19 protein-coding genes and 1 pseudogene are annotated in these 18,327 nt (G+C 39.8%); 6 read left to right on the forward strand and 14 right to left on the reverse strand.

Going from position 1 to position 18,327, the window contains the following annotated elements; translation table 11 throughout:
- Window positions 1–146: 146 nt before the first annotated feature.
- The 6 genes from D9X91_RS14070 to D9X91_RS14095 form a co-directional block, all read right to left on the reverse strand.
- Entirely contained in the window at window positions 147–485 is a 339-nt protein-coding gene (locus D9X91_RS14070; protein ID WP_121681285.1) for a hypothetical protein, read from the reverse strand.
- Window positions 486–705: 220 nt separating this feature from the next.
- Complete coding sequence (locus tag D9X91_RS14075; protein WP_121681286.1) at window positions 706–1,035, reverse strand: four-helix bundle copper-binding protein; 330 nt, start codon at window positions 1,033–1,035, stop codon at window positions 706–708.
- Window positions 1,036–1,122: 87 nt separating this feature from the next.
- Complete coding sequence (locus D9X91_RS14080) at window positions 1,123–1,626, reverse strand: GNAT family N-acetyltransferase (RefSeq protein WP_121681287.1); 504 nt, start codon at window positions 1,624–1,626, stop codon at window positions 1,123–1,125.
- Window positions 1,627–1,772: 146 nt separating this feature from the next.
- Window positions 1,773–2,558 carry an SDR family oxidoreductase gene (locus tag D9X91_RS14085; RefSeq protein WP_121681288.1) on the reverse strand — a complete coding sequence of 262 codons (786 nt, stop codon included), beginning with the start codon at window positions 2,556–2,558 and terminating at the stop codon, window positions 1,773–1,775.
- A gap of 13 nt (window positions 2,559–2,571) precedes the next feature.
- A complete protein-coding gene (locus tag D9X91_RS14090) occupies window positions 2,572–3,426 on the reverse strand; it encodes a GRP family sugar transporter (RefSeq protein WP_121681289.1) in 855 nt (284 codons plus the stop codon).
- A gap of 306 nt (window positions 3,427–3,732) precedes the next feature.
- Window positions 3,733–4,590: an AraC family transcriptional regulator gene (locus tag D9X91_RS14095; RefSeq protein ID WP_121681454.1), complete on the reverse strand. Its 858-nt coding sequence runs from the start codon at window positions 4,588–4,590 to the stop codon at window positions 3,733–3,735.
- Between the two features lie 241 nt (window positions 4,591–4,831).
- Between D9X91_RS14095 and D9X91_RS14100 the strand changes: the two genes are divergently transcribed.
- The 3 genes from D9X91_RS14100 to D9X91_RS14110 are packed head-to-tail and all read left to right on the forward strand — an operon-like array spanning window position 4,832 to window position 8,562.
- The gene (locus tag D9X91_RS14100) at window positions 4,832–6,352 is read left to right on the forward strand and encodes a spore germination protein (protein WP_148709079.1); all 1,521 of its coding nucleotides are present in this window, start codon (window positions 4,832–4,834) and stop codon (window positions 6,350–6,352) included.
- Window positions 6,336–7,433: a GerAB/ArcD/ProY family transporter gene (locus D9X91_RS14105; protein WP_121681291.1), complete on the forward strand. Its 1,098-nt coding sequence runs from the start codon at window positions 6,336–6,338 to the stop codon at window positions 7,431–7,433. The genes D9X91_RS14100 and D9X91_RS14105 overlap by 17 nt, the downstream gene beginning before the upstream one ends.
- A complete protein-coding gene (locus D9X91_RS14110) occupies window positions 7,426–8,562 on the forward strand; it encodes a Ger(x)C family spore germination protein (protein ID WP_121681292.1) in 1,137 nt (378 codons plus the stop codon). The genes D9X91_RS14105 and D9X91_RS14110 overlap by 8 nt, the downstream gene beginning before the upstream one ends.
- A gap of 94 nt (window positions 8,563–8,656) precedes the next feature.
- On the opposite strand, the gene rlmN is transcribed toward D9X91_RS14110, so the two are convergent.
- From rlmN to D9X91_RS14145, 7 genes are all read right to left on the reverse strand, one after another.
- The gene (gene rlmN, locus D9X91_RS14115; RefSeq protein WP_121681293.1) at window positions 8,657–9,730 is read right to left on the reverse strand and encodes a 23S rRNA (adenine(2503)-C(2))-methyltransferase RlmN; all 1,074 of its coding nucleotides are present in this window, start codon (window positions 9,728–9,730) and stop codon (window positions 8,657–8,659) included.
- Between the two features lie 170 nt (window positions 9,731–9,900).
- On the reverse strand, window positions 9,901–10,398 hold the full coding sequence (locus D9X91_RS14120) for a GNAT family N-acetyltransferase (RefSeq protein ID WP_121681294.1): 498 nt from the start codon (window positions 10,396–10,398) through the stop codon (window positions 9,901–9,903).
- An 11-nt stretch (window positions 10,399–10,409) separates the two neighbouring features.
- Complete coding sequence (locus tag D9X91_RS14125; protein WP_121681295.1) at window positions 10,410–10,802, reverse strand: VOC family protein; 393 nt, start codon at window positions 10,800–10,802, stop codon at window positions 10,410–10,412.
- A gap of 40 nt (window positions 10,803–10,842) precedes the next feature.
- Window positions 10,843–11,913, reverse strand: a complete 1,071-nt coding sequence (locus D9X91_RS23100) for a GNAT family N-acetyltransferase (RefSeq protein WP_325050525.1) — start codon at window positions 11,911–11,913, stop codon at window positions 10,843–10,845.
- Window positions 11,914–11,934: 21 nt separating this feature from the next.
- Window positions 11,935–12,444, reverse strand: coding sequence for a 2'-5' RNA ligase family protein (locus D9X91_RS14140; protein WP_199738116.1), 510 nt, complete (start codon window positions 12,442–12,444; stop codon window positions 11,935–11,937).
- Window positions 12,445–12,782: 338 nt separating this feature from the next.
- On the reverse strand, window positions 12,783–12,953 hold the full coding sequence (locus D9X91_RS22745) for a hypothetical protein (RefSeq protein WP_199738117.1): 171 nt from the start codon (window positions 12,951–12,953) through the stop codon (window positions 12,783–12,785).
- A gap of 225 nt (window positions 12,954–13,178) precedes the next feature.
- Window positions 13,179–13,634, reverse strand: coding sequence for an NUDIX hydrolase (locus D9X91_RS14145; RefSeq protein WP_121681296.1), 456 nt, complete (start codon window positions 13,632–13,634; stop codon window positions 13,179–13,181).
- A gap of 305 nt (window positions 13,635–13,939) precedes the next feature.
- Between D9X91_RS14145 and D9X91_RS14150 the strand changes: the two genes are divergently transcribed.
- The 3 genes and pseudogenes from D9X91_RS14150 (at window position 13,940) to D9X91_RS14160 (ending at window position 15,899) form a co-directional block, all read left to right on the forward strand.
- Window positions 13,940–14,611: an SDR family NAD(P)-dependent oxidoreductase gene (locus tag D9X91_RS14150; protein ID WP_121681297.1), complete on the forward strand. Its 672-nt coding sequence runs from the start codon at window positions 13,940–13,942 to the stop codon at window positions 14,609–14,611.
- Window positions 14,608–15,132 carry an NAD(P)H-dependent oxidoreductase gene (locus tag D9X91_RS14155; RefSeq protein WP_121681298.1) on the forward strand — a complete coding sequence of 175 codons (525 nt, stop codon included), beginning with the start codon at window positions 14,608–14,610 and terminating at the stop codon, window positions 15,130–15,132. Before D9X91_RS14150 ends, D9X91_RS14155 begins: the two co-directional genes overlap by 4 nt.
- A gap of 144 nt (window positions 15,133–15,276) precedes the next feature.
- Window positions 15,277–15,899 (forward strand): annotated as a pseudogene (locus tag D9X91_RS14160) (cupin domain-containing protein).
- Window positions 15,900–15,968: 69 nt separating this feature from the next.
- On the opposite strand, the gene D9X91_RS14165 reads toward D9X91_RS14160, so the two are convergent.
- On the reverse strand, window positions 15,969–18,200 hold the full coding sequence (locus D9X91_RS14165; RefSeq protein WP_121681299.1) for a sensor domain-containing protein: 2,232 nt from the start codon (window positions 18,198–18,200) through the stop codon (window positions 15,969–15,971).
- Between the last annotated feature and the right edge of the window lie 127 nt (window positions 18,201–18,327).

The raw sequence follows: 18,327 nt of genomic DNA on the forward strand, positions 1-18,327 counted from the left end.
TCCTACTGCCAAGTCTGTAGTGGACTTTCACCACCGAGTTATCACCCATGCCGGGCACACATTAGAAAAGGGATCAGGAGAATAACCTCCTGATCCCTTATGTTCCTTGCTTATTTCATGACTCCGACACTGAAATGGGGACATGCCTAACTTAAGTATTTTTCCTTATAAGGATAGTCATCCTCTGCCTTTGCCTTGGCGAATTCTTCTTGATAAAATGATTCATTCACCTTCCACATCGAAAGTCCCAAAAAGAACCCTCCCAATAAAAAGATCAATACATCCACGGCCAATTCTTTAAGCCAACCTGCAGTAAAATATTGAGGAATATCTATTCCATGCTGGAAAATATGATTCAAAATGAAAACCAATAGTCCTGTGGGCAGTCCCCACCCAATTAGACCACTATAGAAGATGTAATTCCATTTCCCGTTCTTTCTAAGTTTTTCCCATTTTTTCATGCTCTTTACTTCACTTTTGCTCAACTATATGACCCCGCTTGTATATGAAAATAAAAAGTTCAATGTGATATTCCGCCTAATACACTACCACATTATAACATTTTTATTTATGTCACTGTTAACATTTACAATTGCTGAGGTGTCTGAACTTTATCGAGCCTAAATATGTTTCTTCTATGTAACCAACTTCGATACAATCCAAAAACCCCAATTTAACAAACATACTGTTAAATTGGGGTTGATTTCATTGAGACAATTTCCTGCATGCTTCCGCACATGTAAAACAAGCATCGGCGCATTTTTGGCAATGTTCATGCTGATGATTTTTACATTCGTTTCCACATGCTTCGCAAATCATTGCACAAATGGATGCCAATTCTTCTGCGAATGGAGTCCCCCGAACTAATGATTGCTCCAGAAAGCCACACATATCGGCACATTCACGATCCAACCTGATGCAATTGGCCATCATCGCGATATCATCTTCTTTCAAACAGGAATCATAACAATGATTGCAAGCCATCATACAATCATGTAATGTTTCGATAAGCGATTGATATACTTTATGCGACATAAAAAATTCCTCCCCTGAGATAAATTTCTTTATTATTGTATCCCAAGAAAGTTACAGCTAAACTTTTGACAGAAAAACTATGTCATATCAGGATGATAAATTGAAATTCAATACCCACTGCTCACCTTTTCTCCCCATGACCCTCTTCCCTGTATCGGTAAATCCAGCTTTTTTATAGAGATTTTGGGCAGGTTTATTGCCATGGTTCACTGCTAATATAATTTCATTTTTATCAGGGAAATGCTTTTTTACAAAATCCGGGAGGAGCATTAAAGACTTTTTCGCTATCCCTCTTCCTTGATAGGATTGCTCCACCGAGTAGGCACGAAGAAGGATGGCTCTTTCATTCTCATGATAGGCTTTCACCCCATTCCATCCATGAAGGACAAAAAACCCCACTGGAACTTGTCCAGCCAGTATCAAAATAGGATGGCGGCTTTCGTCTCTTTCACATTTGGCAATTGCATCGAACGGCATTCCCGTAAAGTTTTTCTGCTCATTTGAAAGATGATAATTTTTCAATAGTTCATGAAAGGAAGGATGATAAAATTCCAATGTGATGATATCTGTTTTAACTATTTGACCTGTCATGAAAATTCCTCCTTTTTTCCAAAGCCAATTTTTTCATAAAATCTTTATTCTCTCTTTTCACTTCAAAGTCCTTTATTCACGAAGGTCTATCAAAAAAAGCTGCCCCGGGTTGGAGCAGCTTTTGGCTGTAAGCTATATAAAACCTTTTAACCTTTTCCGCCCATGAATGCAGGAAATTTAGTCATTCCACCGTCGACGAAGAGGGTGATCCCAGTTACATAGCTGGCTTGGTCAGAGGCAAGCCATGCAGCAACATTCGCCACTTCTTCCGGTTTTCCGATATACCCCATCGGAATCATACTCTCTACTTCTTTGCGCAATTCCGGATCGGCAAACTTTTCTGCATTTATTGGCGTATTCATGGCCCCTGGCCCGATATTGTTGACTCGGATGCCCTTCGGAGCGTATTCGAGTGCCAGTGTTTCTGTCATCAGTTTGATTCCGCCTTTACTGGCAGCGTAGTGGACAAATTTAGGCCATGGAATGACTTCGTGAACACTCGACATGTTGATGATGTTCCCTTTCACTTCATTTTCTACAAAATATTTCAGTGCCTCACGGCTCCCAAGGAATGCTCCTGTCAAGTTCGTATCCAAGACCTTATTCCAATCCTTTAAAGGCATCTCATGGGAATCGACCGGATTTTCGATGCCGGCGTTATTGATTAAAATATCCAGCTTTCCGAATTCCTTGATTGCCGTTTGAATTAAATTTATTACATCATCTTCCTTCGTCACATCTGCTTGACAGACGATTGCCTCTCCCCCTGCATTTTCAACGCTTGCTTTCACTTCATCCGCTTTTTCCGGCTGATTATAGTAATTGATGACGACTTTCGCACCTTCTTTTCCAAACCGTTCTGCCATTGAAGCACCTAGTCCCGTAGCGGCTCCTGTAATCACAACTACTTTTCCTTTTAATTCTTCATACATGAAATTTTCCTCCTTATCTGCTTTTCGCAATTCCCAGTAATACTGCACCAAGAACTATAAATATACTTCCGATAATAATGCCGATTAATTGTTTCTTCGTTTTCTTTTCTCCCAAGATGATGATGCCGCCAAATGTCGCAATGATGATTCCCATCTGCGAAAGCGTAAAGCTCGTCGCTACGCCTACTTTAGGCTGGGAAATGAATAGAAACAGATTTCCTGTCGCCCAGATCAAACCAGGAATGATATTTTTGATCGCATATTTATTAAAAGGCTTATGTCTGTAGGTTAAAATAACCCCTCCGACGACCATACCGACAGCCTGAGGCAGCAATGCCGACCAGCTGTTGATGTCGAAATAGCGGATGACAACGACATATACCAAATAACCTGCCGTTGAAATAAGCAAAATAACGATCCCTTTTTTCAGTTCTCCTGGGTCAGCTTTATTTTCATCATCATCCAAACTCGTTAAAATAGTACCGATAATAATGGAAATAATCGCAGCTGAACCCAAAATGATTGTCATCTTTGTAGACCATTCATGGAACACAATCACCCCGAATAGTGCTGTGGCCACCAACTGCATCCCTGTTGATATCGGCATCGTCTTGGAGACGCCCATCAACGCGATGCTCCTCAGCTGATTGCTTTGACCGACAGCCCAGAATGCACCGGATATAGCTCCTATTAAAAAGATGAATGGGGACATGGCAGGGTGTACAAACAAGAATATGACAATGGAGAATATTAATGCTCCAAAGGTCGTCCCAAGCGTCTGACTGTAAGGGCCACCTCCAAGCTTAACGTTGAAAAGTACGATGCTCCCCCAACACAGTGATGGGATCAGAGCTAACAAAATATCCATAAAACCCTCTCCTTCAAATGACAATAATTACTGAAGTTATGTACATAACATCATACCCTTTGCAAATATATTCCCCCATCTTTTGCTCTACATACGAGATTCCCTAAAGTTTTACTCTTTACACCTCTTGAAGGCGCTTTCGGCAAATATTTTTCGTTTTTCCGTTATAGATCCAATATTGGTAAAATTCAAAATCTTTTTGTTTACATAATATTATTATGGTTGTTTCGGAAATTGGATCATTCAATTGATTCCAATTGGACAAAAAAACAGGACACTCCAGTCTAGTATCCTGTTTTATACCTCTTATTTTAACGCAATCCATATCTCTGAATAATAGTCCTTGCTGTGAGGATCTCCGGTAAAATATACCTCAAGCTCAGGAGTTCCTGCCGGTTCATAGCCGCTTGATGGAAACCACTCTGAATAAATTTGCTTCCAAGTTTCCTGCATGGCATTTGGCATTGCCCCATGCACTTCGAATATGGCCCATTTAGATGTTGGGATTTTCAGCTTGTCATATCCATCAGCCTGAATTCCTTGACTGGCAGACGCTATCCAATACTCCATTTTGTTATTGTTTTCAATTGGACGACAGACACCTAATAACCCTTTTAACGGCCCATTATTTAGTTTGATCAGTTCTTCACTTGTTCCGTTTCGATTGGCATCCTCCCACATTTTTGGAATTCCGTTCAAGTTTTCGTCATTTAACATTGAGAATTCACGTTTAAGTCCTACAACCGGAAAACTTTCTTTTTCCACGATTGAGTATTGCATTGGTTCCACTCCTTTCAGATTCACCTGGATGGACAGGCGATTATAAGATTTCAATTTCCCCTTATACTTCCTGGCTTCGCTGGGGGCAACACCATGTTGCCTCCGGAATGCCTTTGAAAATGCTTCTGGAGTGTCGTAGCCGTATTTGAGTGCCACATCGATAACTCTGCAATTTGGCGAGGAAATGAGTTCTTTTGCTGCCAGCGTCAATCGCCTCCTCCTTAAATACTCTGCAATGGAAGTATCGGTCAAAATCGAAAATATCCGATGAAAATGATACACCGATGAATTCCCCGCCTTTGCTATTTCTTCAACCGAGATGTCCTCCATCAAGTTTTCTTCCATAAAATCAATTGCACTCTGCAGCGATTCAACCCAGCCCATATCCCGTTCACTCCTTATGTACATCCTAAAAGCTTTCATTTCATTTATCCTGATTTTTTGTGCTTTATTTTGACCGGTCCAAGCGGACTCCCTCCCTTTTATCATAAAAAAAGGATTCATTCTTGTCTCTATGTTTTTGTAAAATCCAGCCAATCTTTTTAATTTTAGAATGGAATAGAATAATCTCCCTAAAATTCCTCAAACTAATGATACTGCATACAAATGGAGGTGAGTCATTTTGATGAGAAGGAAAACAAAGAAAATAAGACAGAAAACAAGCGAATCCAACGAAGTAAAGAAAGTCCCTAATTTTAAAATGACTATAGATGAGAACTTCGAGTATGTCAGTAATGCGATCGCCAATACAAGTGAACTGGCAAAAAGAGAAATTTTTTTCAACAACAAAAAATGTTATTTGATTTTTTTGAGCACGATTACAAGCAGTGAAACCATCGAAAATCAAATCATAAAGCCCCTCCTCGAAAAAAAAGAGGGGGACGTTACTCAAACTGTATATGTAAACGAAGTGAAAGAATTGGATCAATTGGAGGACCTGCCGATATCACTCATAATCGGTGCTGCAATCTTATTGATCGATGGAGAAATGACGGCATTCAGCTTCGGTGTAAGCCAATCAGAAAAAAGAAGCGTCACCGAACCTGTAAATGAACAGGTCATCCGCGGTTCTCATGAAGGATTCGTCGAGGATTTGCGCTCCAATATAAATATGTTGCGGAAACGATTGAATATTATCAATTTGAAAGTTACTTATTATGTATTAGGCTCACAATCACAGCTGAAGCTTGCCATAGTCTATATAGATAAATTGGCTAATCAAGAGCTGATCCAAGAAATAGATCGTCGCCTTTCCTATATCCAAGTCGATTATGTCGATTCACCTGGGCAGTTGGAGGAATTTATTGAAGACTCGCCGTTTTCACCATTTCCACAACTGATGAATACCGAAAGACCTGACAGGGTGACTGCACAGTTAATGGAAGGCAGGATTGCACTTCTTTGTAATGGGAGCCCTTCTGCTTTGATCCTTCCGGTAACGTTTTTTGCTTTTTATCAATCTCCGGATGATTATAACAGCCGTTGGTACCTTGGATCTTTTTATCGCTTTGTACGCCTTATGAGCTTTTTTGTAGCCATCGGTTTGCCTGCGACTTATATCGCTGTTGTATCGTTCCATTATGAAGTTATCCCTATGGACTTAGTTTTTACCATTAAAGGGTCTTTGGAATATGTCCCGATCCCTCCATTGGTTGAAGCTATGTTCATGCAGGTCATCTTGGAGCTGATTCGTGAATCTGCCATTCGTCTTCCTGCTCCGATTGCCCAAACGATTGGCGTCGTAGGCGGTTTGGTCATCGGAACCGCCGTCGTACAGGCTAACCTTGTTTCCAATACGATGATCGTGGTCGTGGCTTTAACCGCTATAGCATCCTTTGTGGTTCCGAATAGTGAGATGGGAACCTCGGTCAGGATTCTGGGATTCCCGCTGATGCTGAGTGCCGCCTTCCTTGGATTCATCGGAATGACATTCACGTTTTTAATCATATTGATTCATTTATGCAAATTGGAATCGTTCGGATCTCCTTATTTCGCTCCATTTGCTCCATTTCGTGCAAAGGATTTTAAGGATACCTTTACAAGGGTACCTTTATGGTTAATGAATCGTCGTCCATCGACACCTAAGCCACAAAGAATGGAGCGGCAATTAAATCCTAGAGGGTGGAAAAATGAAAACGGAAAATAAGACCATTTCCCCATTCCAGCTTTATTTCACAATCATGCAGGCTCAGATTGGGGTTGGACTTTTATCCCTTCCCTTTGCTGTTCATGCATATGCAAAACAGGATTCGTGGATTTCCGTCATTATTTCCGGCCTTACCGTTCAATTATTTATCGTCATCAATTTCCTGTTGTCTAAAAGGTTTCCGACTAAAACCTTCTCTCAATTCGCTCCGCTCATTGCCGGCAAATTTCTTGGGGGGGTGATCAACCTTTTATATATTGTATATTTTTTTGCAATTTGCTACCTCATTACCCTGCTTTCGGTAGGAGTGCTCAAGGATTGGATTCTGGCTTATACCCCGAATTGGATTTTATATTTTTTGATTATTTTGACCGGATACTACTTAGGAAGGGAAAACATTCGGATAATCGCTCGGTTTAATACGTTTGTATCTGCATTCATCATTTTATTCGTAGTGATCTTTAGCGGCGGTTTAACGGATATTAATTACCGATTTCTATTTCCAATGTTTCATACCAATTATCTTAATTTGTTAAAAGGCGCCCATGCTTCATTAGTGTCCATGATTGGATTTGAGTCCCTGCTTTTTATTTTTCCTTATATTAATGGGGAATCCAAGAAAATTGTAAAGACTACATTGCTTGCAGCAGGAACTACGACAATTCTTTATGTTTTTTTTGTCGTCATCACGACCATGTATTTCAGTCCTGCAGAAATCTTAGTAATACCTGAACCGATCCTGTACTTATTGAAATCATTGACCTATCAAAGCATTGAACGTTTGGATTTGCTTTTCCTTTCCTTCTGGCTCATAGCCATGATATCTTCCTTTGTGATTTATTTATATTTAACAAGCAAGTCCGTAGGTAAATTCCTTCATAAAGGCGATCATAAAAAAACCATTAATTATGTTGCAGCCCTGCTTTTTATCATAAGCTTTACCATTCAAAGAGAAAGTACGATCACAGTATTCAGTGATTTACTTTCGAAGGCGAGCTATATTTTTATTTTCATCATCCCCAGCTTGCTATTGTTTGCATCCATCATCTTTAAAAAGAAAGAGATGAATACTAATGAATAAAAAGATTTTTTATGTATTACTCTCTAGCGTCTTGGCCCTTACAGGTTGCTGGGATCAGCAGCCGTTGAAAAATGCACGTTTAGTATTCGCTGCGAGCTTTGATTTGACGGATGATAATAAAATTTTGACGACTGCAGTGGTCAGAAGTTTGAGGGGTGGTTCACGCGGGACACAGAATATAGAGGCTGCAAATGTATTTGTCACGGCAAAAGGCAATACCCTTAGGGACACACGGATTGCAATGGATAGAAAACTATCCGGAGAGTTTTCTCCCAATAAAAATCGGATTCTTGTCATAGGTGAGGACCTGGCTCTCAGACGGGACCTGTATCCATTGTTCGATATTTTATACCGTGATCCACGAAGTTCATTGGGTGCAAAGGTCATTATCGGACAAGGTCGAGCAGATGATATTGTCAAGATGAATATGGTAGGGCAAGTATTAGTTGGGGAAGAGATTTTCAAACTTATCCATAGTGCTGAAGAGAACTCACTGGTTCCTGTTGAAACCGTCCAATCTATATGTACCAAGATTTTTGACCCAGGTCAGGACTTGATGCTGCCTTATATAAAAAAAATCGCTAAAGGCGATGAATTTGATATTGATATCGTCGGGGACGCCCTGTTTCATAAACAAAAATTCACTGGACATGTCCTGAAGGGCGATGATCCTACTTTATTGCTTCTTTTGAACGATAAACAAAGAAAATTTGCCCGTTTTTCAATAAAAGTGAATCCAAAAGACCCGGTAGGTGAAAGATATATTACGATCCAGGTTAAGAAAAGTAAGGTTGATCGTAATATCCATATCCACAACGGACATGAAGTGTCCGTCGATTTCAACTTGGATTTTGAAGTCATTGCCATTGAATATCCAAAAGACAAGCTTTATGATCCAAAGGAAATAACAAAACTCAATAAAAAACTATCCAAATCATTGACCGAGTGCACCAATCATGTAATCAAGCAAATTCAAGACGCCAACAGCGACGTTCTTGCACTTGGAAGGGATCTAATCTCTTTTCACCCGGATGTATGGAAGCAGCTGGATTGGGATAAAGAATTTCCGAACATCCCGATCAAAGCAAAAGTAAATGTCACAATAATAGATACAGGGATCATTAAGTAAGAGATATTGTTCTGTTGTGTCCCTGCTTTCATTTCAGCAGCATGCGTAAAAAGGATAGCCGCAAAGTCACGCGGCTATCCTTTTTACGTTTATATTAAGAATGAACTTTTTTATCCTTCTTGATTTGTTTGCTTCGAAGCTGTCCGCAGGCAGCATCGATGTCTGTTCCATGTTCTGTACGGACCCCGCAGTTGATTCCATGCTCAAGCAAGGTGCCGTAAAATTCAACGATCGCTTCCTTCGTACTCCGCTGATACTGGTTGTGTTCGTCAACCGGATTATATGGAATCAAGTTCACATACGATAAGTGGCGCTTGTTCTTCAAGAGCTTTGCCAGCTGAAGCGCTTCTTCTTTATGGTCGTTGATATCTTTCAATAAAATGTACTCAAACGTGATCCGACGGTTTGTTTTTTCCAAATAGTAATCGATGGCAGGCATGAGCTTTTCCAATGGATAAGCCTTATTGATCTTCATGATCTTCGTCCTGAGATCGTTATTAGGGGCATGCAACGAAACGGCCAAATTGATTTGAATGTTTTCATCAGCAAAGTCATATATCTTGTTAGCCAACCCGCTGGTAGATACCGTGATATGGCGGGCACCGATGGACAGTCCCTTCTGATCGTTGACAACACGGAAGAAATCCATCATGTTGCCATAATTATCAAACGGCTCTCCGATTCCCATCACGACGATGTGGCTTACACGCTCATCATTCCCGGCTTCATCCAAGTGATGCTGGACGTTCATGATTTGTTCGACAATTTCCCCACTTGATAAATCGCGATTCTTTTTCAGCAGGCCGCTTGCACAGAATGTACATCCGATATTACATCCTACCTGTGTTGTGACACAAACGGACAAACCATAATTGAATCTCATCAAAACCGTCTCAATTAAGTTTCCGTCCTGTAATTTAAATAAGAACTTGATGGTGCCGTCCTTGGATTGCTGCTTGATTTCCTGCTTCAGTGTCTGGATGTGGAAATGCTCCTCCAGCAGCTTGACGCAATCACCGTTCAAATTCTTCATTTGAGAGAATTCAGTCACTCTTTTTTTATAAAGCCAATCCCAAATTTGGGAAGCACGAAATTTCTTTTGGCCTTGTTCTATGAGCCAGTCTGTCAGTTGTTCTAAAGTTAATCCATAAATGGATGTTTTCTCCATGTTAAAACCTCTTTTCGAAACGTTCCTTTAATTATTCCTCACTACATCTTACCTATTCTCCTATACTACAGAAGGCTTGTCAATGTGGCAATGCCAATAAGATGAAAATCAATTGAATACCGGGAGAGTCAAAAAAAAACACACGACCCGATTTCAAGTCGTGTTGTACTTTAGTATAGTTTTGCCATGTAATACTCATCATGATAAGTGCCATTCATATTTAAAGAGTTTCTTTTGGTCCCTTCTATTTCGAAACCAAAGTTATGATAGAGGGCCAAAGCAGATTTATTTTCAGTGACAACCGTGAGTTCCAATCGGGAAACACCGTGGCTTGCTGCCCAATTATCCAATTCTTTGAAAAGGAGCGTACCTGCACCCATACCGCGAAATCCTTTTTGAACTCCGACAACGAGATAGGCGGAATGAAGTTTTCTAGTAACAGTTCCTCCAATGGCAAAAATGTAGCCAATCAGCTTTCCATTTTGTTCAGCTGCCAAAATAGTCGAATTGGGTTGGGATCGCAGCTTTGCAATTTGTTTATGCATTTGGTCAGGTGTGGTTTGCCGTTCTCCTTTTTTCATCAGCATGTATTCAGAGTGTTTTTCAACTTCTTTTATCAGATTTATGAGGTTGTTCGCGTCATTTTCTGTGATCTCCCTAATTTTCATGAGATCCTCCATCATTCCTGCGGTAAATTCAATTGCCAAGATATCCCAAACCGATCTTCGACCCAGCCGAATTTTTTGCTGACAGGCAATGAACAGAGAGGCATCAAAACTCTTCCTTCGAACGATAATTTTTCAAAAAGCATTTCTACTTCATCTTCTGTGGTGCATGAGACGAATAAAGAAATTGCCGGAGTAAACGGATGGTCATCTTCATTGTTGTTGTCAATGCACATGAACACTTGTCCATTCAATGTAAAGGTTGCATGCAGCACACTGCCACCTTCCTGGTGAAGAATGTGGTTGATTTCAGATTCTTGAAAAATGGAAGTATAAAAGTTCATCGCTTCTTCCGCTTGGCCATTGAACATTAAGAAAGTCGTAATTTTTTGATTTGGAAATTTCATATCGATTAAACTCCTTTTAAATTGATCAAGTTTTTTGCTGCTAGTTCAATCCTATCTGTATGCTTCTTCTTTCCATCAGAATGACATCACGCCAAACGCCATTCATACGACCTATTTTCTCCCGCCTCCCCACCTTCCGAAAGCCTAATTTTTGATGCAATTTAAGGCTTGGGATGTTTTCAGGGAATATTCCTGATTGCAGCGTCCAAATGTGGTTCTGTTCACTTTCCTCGATCAATATGGATAATAATTTGGTCCCAATCCCCTTTCCAGCATAGTTTTGGGATACATATACACTGACTTCAGCCACTCCTGCATAAACGCACCTGTTTGAAACAGGACTTATTGCGGCCCAACCTGCCACATGTCCATCAACCCGCGCCAATAGCCTGCAAGAATTCAAGTGTCCATGATCCCACTCTTCCCACGAAGGGGCTTGCTGCTGAAAAGTGGCATTTCCTGTTGAGATGCCTTGGAGATAAATCTTTTTTACCGCTTCCCAATCAACAGGGCGCATTTTTTCGATTGCAACCGCTTGATCACATATCCCAGCTCGACTTTCTTTTGGATCATCGGACCATTCACGTTCTAAAATGCTGTACATCAAGGAATCTCGCCATCCATCCGCCATTCGCAGATGTTCTCGCATCCTCCCTTCCAAAGTCATCCCTATTTTTTCAAGGACCTTCGCGGATGCTAAATTTCGGGGATCGCAAGTGGCAAAAATCCGATTCACCCCGATGTCTTTAAAACCGAAGGAGAGAAGCAAATTTGCTGCCTCAGTCGCAATGCCCTTCCCCCAATAATCAGGATGCAAAACATATCCAATTTCAGCAGCTTTGTTATACGGATCTCCCAATATAAATTCAACAGCCCCAATTAATCTATTTTCTTCTTTATGAACAATGGCTAACCCATATCGTTTCCTGGGCACAATGCTTGCATCTGAAATCGCATCTTTAAGAAAGTTTTGTGTTTCATCTATAGAGTTAGGCCCCCACGCCTGAAATTGACTGACAATGTACATTGATGCATATTCATGGACTCTTTCCCAATCTTTTTCCTCATACTCTCTTAAAACAATTTTCTTACTTGAAATCAACGTTTTCAATTTATTCACCTCTTACATATTTCAGCTGAGACGATGGATATGTTCGATTTCCGATTTGCCATCGTCATGGATGGATTCGAGATAAACATTATTGATTTTTGAACAAAAATTTTCATTGTATGCCTCTGTTACCTCAATTGCACCTTCAAACTCATGTTCATTATGTACACGGCCAACAGTCATATGAGGAAGATAACTTATTTTGCGGTTATAGAATTGGGCAAGCATGCCCCCATATAATTTATCATGAAGTCTGATGATGGAATCGTTTCCCTCTTTCACCCCAAGGAAAAGATAGCCGCCTTCAGACCCCGTTATACCTTTCAATGTTATATTGAATGTGTTCTCCTCCAAAAGTACGTTTTCCATATGAGCTTTTAACTCAGACGTGGAAATTTCGCTTCTGAATGGGAATATAAGAGTAATATGTGGAGGTACTATTTTGTATAGGGAATCATATTTTTTTCTAATGGCATTTATCAATTTAATATTATTGAACTGTGGAAATAAACATATAGATCGATAAATCAAATTCAACACCTCCCACATTTAGGTTGTAAGCTTACGCCCCCCTTATCCAAAAGACCGTTTTCCCCATCCATACTCGGATATATGCTGATAAAAATTTATTAAGGGGCACTTTCTTTTCACTTTGGATTCACAAACAAGATATTAATTTCTAAAATTGATAATATTGTGATTTTATCATAGAGAGAAATGAGTGAGAATCACTTTTTTCAGAATTTTCCTCCATAATGCACTTTTTAAGAAAAACTAATCAATACAACAATCGACGGTTCACAACCAAATTAAATACCCCGGCGCCACATGAGAGCCAGGGTAAATAAACCTAAATATTGTAATGAGATTCACTCATCCCTTTCAGCCAGCATGCGATCCAATTTTTCCTCGATCGCATTCAGCTGATTTCGTCTATTTTTTAAAGTAATGAATAGCACTATGCAAACGATCGGAATCAATATTAGCATTCCGAACATAATTATTTGATAGATGATATCGCCAATATAAAATTGGACCATTCCACTACCTATAAATAACCCTCCCTGCTTGAGGCTCACCAGGATGCTAGTCTGCTTTTTTAAAAGCTGGGTCTTTCAGCAATTTAAGCAAGCACCATAAATTCATTCTCGTCCCGACGATGATTAATGACAGTCTCATTCCCCAAGACATATCAACCATGACTCCCATTGCCAGACAAATATACCCCAATAACAAGACCACACTAACTAGCTGTAAATGTTTATTCATTTCATAGTGAGCGGAACAAATTGTTGTATCAAACGTGAGAATTGCGGGCTGAGTTCATCTGGCAGATCATTCACCTCAAAGAATTTTGCATCCAAAGTTTCATTTCCATCAGCCTTTAGAATTCCGCTCCGGATATCTTTTGTCACATATGCAATAGTCACCGGGTAAACCTCATCCCCATTTGGAAAGATAGTGTGATATTGTTTTCCCGAGAAAACCCCGATTAAGTCAAGCTCCCCTACTTCGATCCCTGTTTCTTCCAGCACCTCACGTCTTCCGGCATCCTCAGTCGATTCCCCCAATTCCAGGAACCCTCCAGGAACACCCCAAAGACCGTCTATGCGTTTTTGCAATAAAAGCTTTCCTGATTCATCTATAACTGCTACGGCAACGCCTACTAAGATCATGGGCTGATGTCCGACCTCTTTTCTCAATTCATCAATATACCCCATTACCTTCCTCCATTATTAATCAATATTTATTCTATATCCATTTCTATACAAATATTGAATATTCCTGTAATAATTTTGCTTTCTTCTTAAATTTCAGCTGGCATTATCAAATTATCGTATTATGTTGACGACAATACCTCTTGTCCTCACCATTCATATGAATTTAACTTATGAAAAGGTTTAATTAAAACAATTGACGAGTATTTTTGAATGTGTTAATTTGTATGTACAAACAATAAAGGCGATATTTTTTTGTTTTCTAAATTGCATGTACAACTAACAAATATATTTTGGAGGTTAACCTTATGACAAATAAAGTCATGTTGATTGTCGGTGCAGGACCTGGAGTGAGTTTAAACGCTGCCAAACGTTTTGGGAGAGAAGGATTCAAGGTTGCGCTGATTGCCCGTCGAAGAGTGGCGCTAAACAACTACGTCGAGGAACTTCAAGCAAATGGAGTGGAAGCAAAAGGATTTGTCGGCGACATTTCATCCGACAGCAGTTTAAAATTGGCTATTCAAGAAGCTGCGGAATCATATGGCAGGATTGATGTACTATTGTATAATGCCGCATCTGGAAAACCGACTGACTTGACGTCGGATGACCTTGCAGCTGATTTTCAAATCAGTGTTGGAGGTGCTCTAACTGCTGTAAAAGAAGTTGTCCCGAAAATGAATAAAGGGGCAATATTATTGACAGGAGGCGGACTCGCGCTTCATCCGTTTGCTGATTATTCCTCCTTGGCCATCGGAAAAGCTGGGATTCGAAATTTAGCCTACAGCCTTCATCAGGAATTAAAAGAAAAAGGCATCTATGTCGGTACCTTGACCATCAATGGATTTGTACAAAAAGACACCTTTTACAGTGCTGAAAATATTGCGGATGAATTTTTCAGCATGTTTAAAAATCGAAAGGATATTGAAGTTTTGTTTGAGGAAAATAAAAAGTCTACTATGGAGGAAGGATTCAACTCATGAAAACATTAATTATTGTCGCACATCCCAACTTGTCGATGTCAACAATCAATAAAACGTGGAAAGAACGTCTGGAACAAGAAAACGATTTGACCGTTCATGATTTGTATGAAGTATATCCTGACGGAAAAATCAATACGGACAAGGAACAAAAGCTTTTGCTTGAACATGACCGAATTGTCTTTCAATTCCCCTTTTATTGGTACAGCAGCCCTTCTTTATTGAAAGAATGGCAGGATGTTGTCCTTTCATATGGCTGGGCTTATGGAAGCGAAGGGACAAAGCTTCATGGCAAAGAATTTGCATTGGTCATTTCGACCGGTGGTCCTGCAGCCGCCTACCAAGCGGGAGGTTATAATCAATACAGTATGAGTGAGCTGACCAAGCCATTCCAAGCAACTGCCAATTTAACTGGTATGCGCTTCCTTCCGTCTTTCACCCTTCAAGGCGTCAGGATGATGTCACAAGAACAAATAAATGAAAGTGCCGAAGAGCTGGTTCGTCACCTAAAAATGAAGCATTAAAATATATGAAAGCTGTCCCTGCGGTGATCATCACCTTGAAGACGGGACAGATTTTTTCTGTATTTATTCTGGGATTTATTCATACACAAATTTTTCTTTGCATTCATATAAAAATAGTAAACTCATTCCTATTGGAGGAACAAGATGGCTAAGTCTGGATATATCCCTGATAATACAAATATAAAAAAACAACTGGCACTCCAAATTTATTCTTCGACTCAAGAAATAACCTGTTTTTTAAAAGAGATCCTGAAAATATAGCAAATGAAGTTACGTCCATACAGCTTCCTGCCATGGTCAGTGGAGCTTTTGTCGATTTGTTCATGACAAAAGCTCATATTCGTGAGCCCCACTGGCATCCAAATGCTTGGGAACTTGATGTAGTCATATCCGTGGAAGCACTCGTTTCCATCGTTGATCCAGATAGGAACAAACTTCATAACTATCATGCCAAACCGGGCCAAGTTGTTTTTATCCCCATGGCTTGGTGGCATTGGATCCGTCCTACATCAGAAGACCTTCATCTTCATCTTTTTTTTAATAATGATCAATTTGAAACCGCTGAAGGCTCGGATATGCTGCGTCTGACCCCGCCAGAAGTATTTCAAGCATCATATAACGTTAATGCAGAAAAAATAGCACAAGCTCTTTCCCCGATAACAGAGTCTGTCGTCATCGGTCCACCAGAACAAAATCGTATTAATCATGCCAAATTAAAAAATGAGGATGTTTCCATTTATATCAATCATAAACCTATTCTTTTTTAAACTTCATTCATTAAGTACATCAAGACTGCAATAAAGGCCGCTTCCCAAAGTGGAAGCGGCCTTTATTGTTTAGCCTGCAGTTATAGATGAACATTGAATAATATATTTCTCCAAATCTCCGGCAGGAAGAGGCTTGCTGAAATAATATCCTTGACCTGTGAAGCATGAATTATCAAGTAGGAATTTCACTTGTTCTTTCGTCTCCACCCCTTCTGCAATGATGTTAAAATCCATGTTTTCTGCCATATCGATTATCGCTCTTACGATGGAGCCGTTAAAATTAATGATGTCATCCACAAATGATTTGTCGATCTTGATGCTATTAATCGGCAAGTGCCTCAAATTATTCAACGAAGAATAGCCAGTGCCGAAATCATCCATGGATATATTAAGCCCCAATTGCTTAAGCTGCTTTAACACATGAGTGGAACGATTGAAGTCCTGCATGATGCTTTCCGTGATCTCCAATTCAAGACATGAAGGGACAAATGATGTTGCCTCCAGTATTTCTTTTACATCGACTACGAAGTCTTCATCCTTGATCTGTCTGACCGAAATATTTACCGCGACAGGAATGGTTCCTATGCCTGTATTTTCCCAATAAATACTTTGCTCTATTGCATTTCTCAATACCCATTTTCCTATAGGGATGATTAAACCCGTTTCTTCAGCAATCGGAATGAATTCAGCTGGAGAGATCAAGCCGAGAATCGGGTGCTCCCATCTAAGAAGAGCCTCTACACCTAAAATGTCGCCTGTGTCCATTTGAACCTTGGGCTGATAAAAGATCCGTAATTCATCAAGTTCCAAGGCACGCCTCAATCCATTTTCAAGTTCCATTTTCCTGGAGGTTATTTGATCTAGTGCTGAATCATAAAAATGATAATTATTTTTCCCTCTTTCTTTTGCTACATACATAGCGGTATCCGCATGCTTCAATAGACTTTCCTGCTCTCTTCCATCCATTGGGTACAAACTTATCCCGATGCTAGGGGTCACAAAAAATTCCTGTTCTTCGATCATGATTGGCTGAGAAAATCGATGAAGGATTTCTCTTGCAAATTGATCGACTTGTCCATGATCTACATCCTTCAAAATGATGATGAATTCATCTCCGCCTTGCCGAAAGACGATACCTTGATTTCTAATAATACCCTTTAACAAAATCGCTACTTTTTTCAGCAGCATATCCCCAGTCGAATGGCCCTTTGTATCATTAATCACTTTAAAACGGTCCAGATCAAGGAAGAGAACGGCAAAGGGCTCTTCAGATGTGTCTTTTATCGTTTCATTTAAATATTGCATGAACTTATTCCTGTTCGGGAGACCTGTCAATGAATCATAATAGGCCATTTGATGTATGGTTTTCTGAGCTTTTTTCCTGGTGGTGATGTCTCTTCCAACCAACTGTATGGCAGGATTGCCTCCATATAAGATCGGCATGATCGATATTTCCACATCGATAGACTTACCATCCAGTCTGAAAACACTGACTTCGATCCGGAACTTATCCAAATCATCTTTCCAGTCCTCACTGATTTTTTTGCTTACATATTTAATATCTTCTTTCCTTGCAAAACTTGAAATATCTTTGCCAATGATTTCACTTGGACTGGCTGCACCGAATAGTTTACTTCCCGCCTCATTTATATAATCAAATTTCCTATCCGTGAGCACCGCAATGATATCCGGGGACATTTCAACCAAACTGCGATAGCGGTCTTCGCTTTCCTTGCGATCGGTAATATCAAATAAGACACTTGTAAAGTATACTAGAATCCCATTCTCATCGATTGTGGGAATCCCCCTGTCTTGAATCCATCGCACCCTTCCATCTGGCCGGATGATGCGATAAAAACTCGTACACGGCTCCCCACTATTTAACGTGTCCTCCCTTTCCTCAAGGACATATAAATCCTCAGGGTGAATAACTTTTCTCCATAGCTGATTATCTTGATAGAACTCCTCAAGAGTATGACCATACAACTTATTAATACCTGGTGTAATCAGTAGGATATTTGACTTTAAATCATGGGACCAAATCGCCACGTCAAGGGAATCAAAAATACTGTTTAGATTTTGATTGGAATTGCTGAGCTCCTTTGATGCTTCAGTTGTCCCTTTTATCATAAACCGGAAAAGTGCAACCGTTGCCCCTAATAGAATCATTTGAAGAAAGACAGTATATATATGAACAGATGTGTAGAATTCTTCTAAAATAAGATTCATGCATTCAATGAATACAACGATCGAAAAAATTATGATGATCTTACGCCGTTGAGAGTGCTGGTTAAAATTCATAGTACTCTTCTCCTGTTAAGTGGATTATGTATATTTAAAAAAACATAGATTTCTTATATTATCGGCGAATTTGTCAGGTATTTGATAGAAAAACAGAATTTTGTCGATTAAATCTATTTTTTTATGT

Source organism: Falsibacillus albus (assembly GCF_003668575.1).
Taxonomy (GTDB): Bacteria; Bacillota; Bacilli; order Bacillales; family DSM-25281; genus Falsibacillus; species Falsibacillus albus.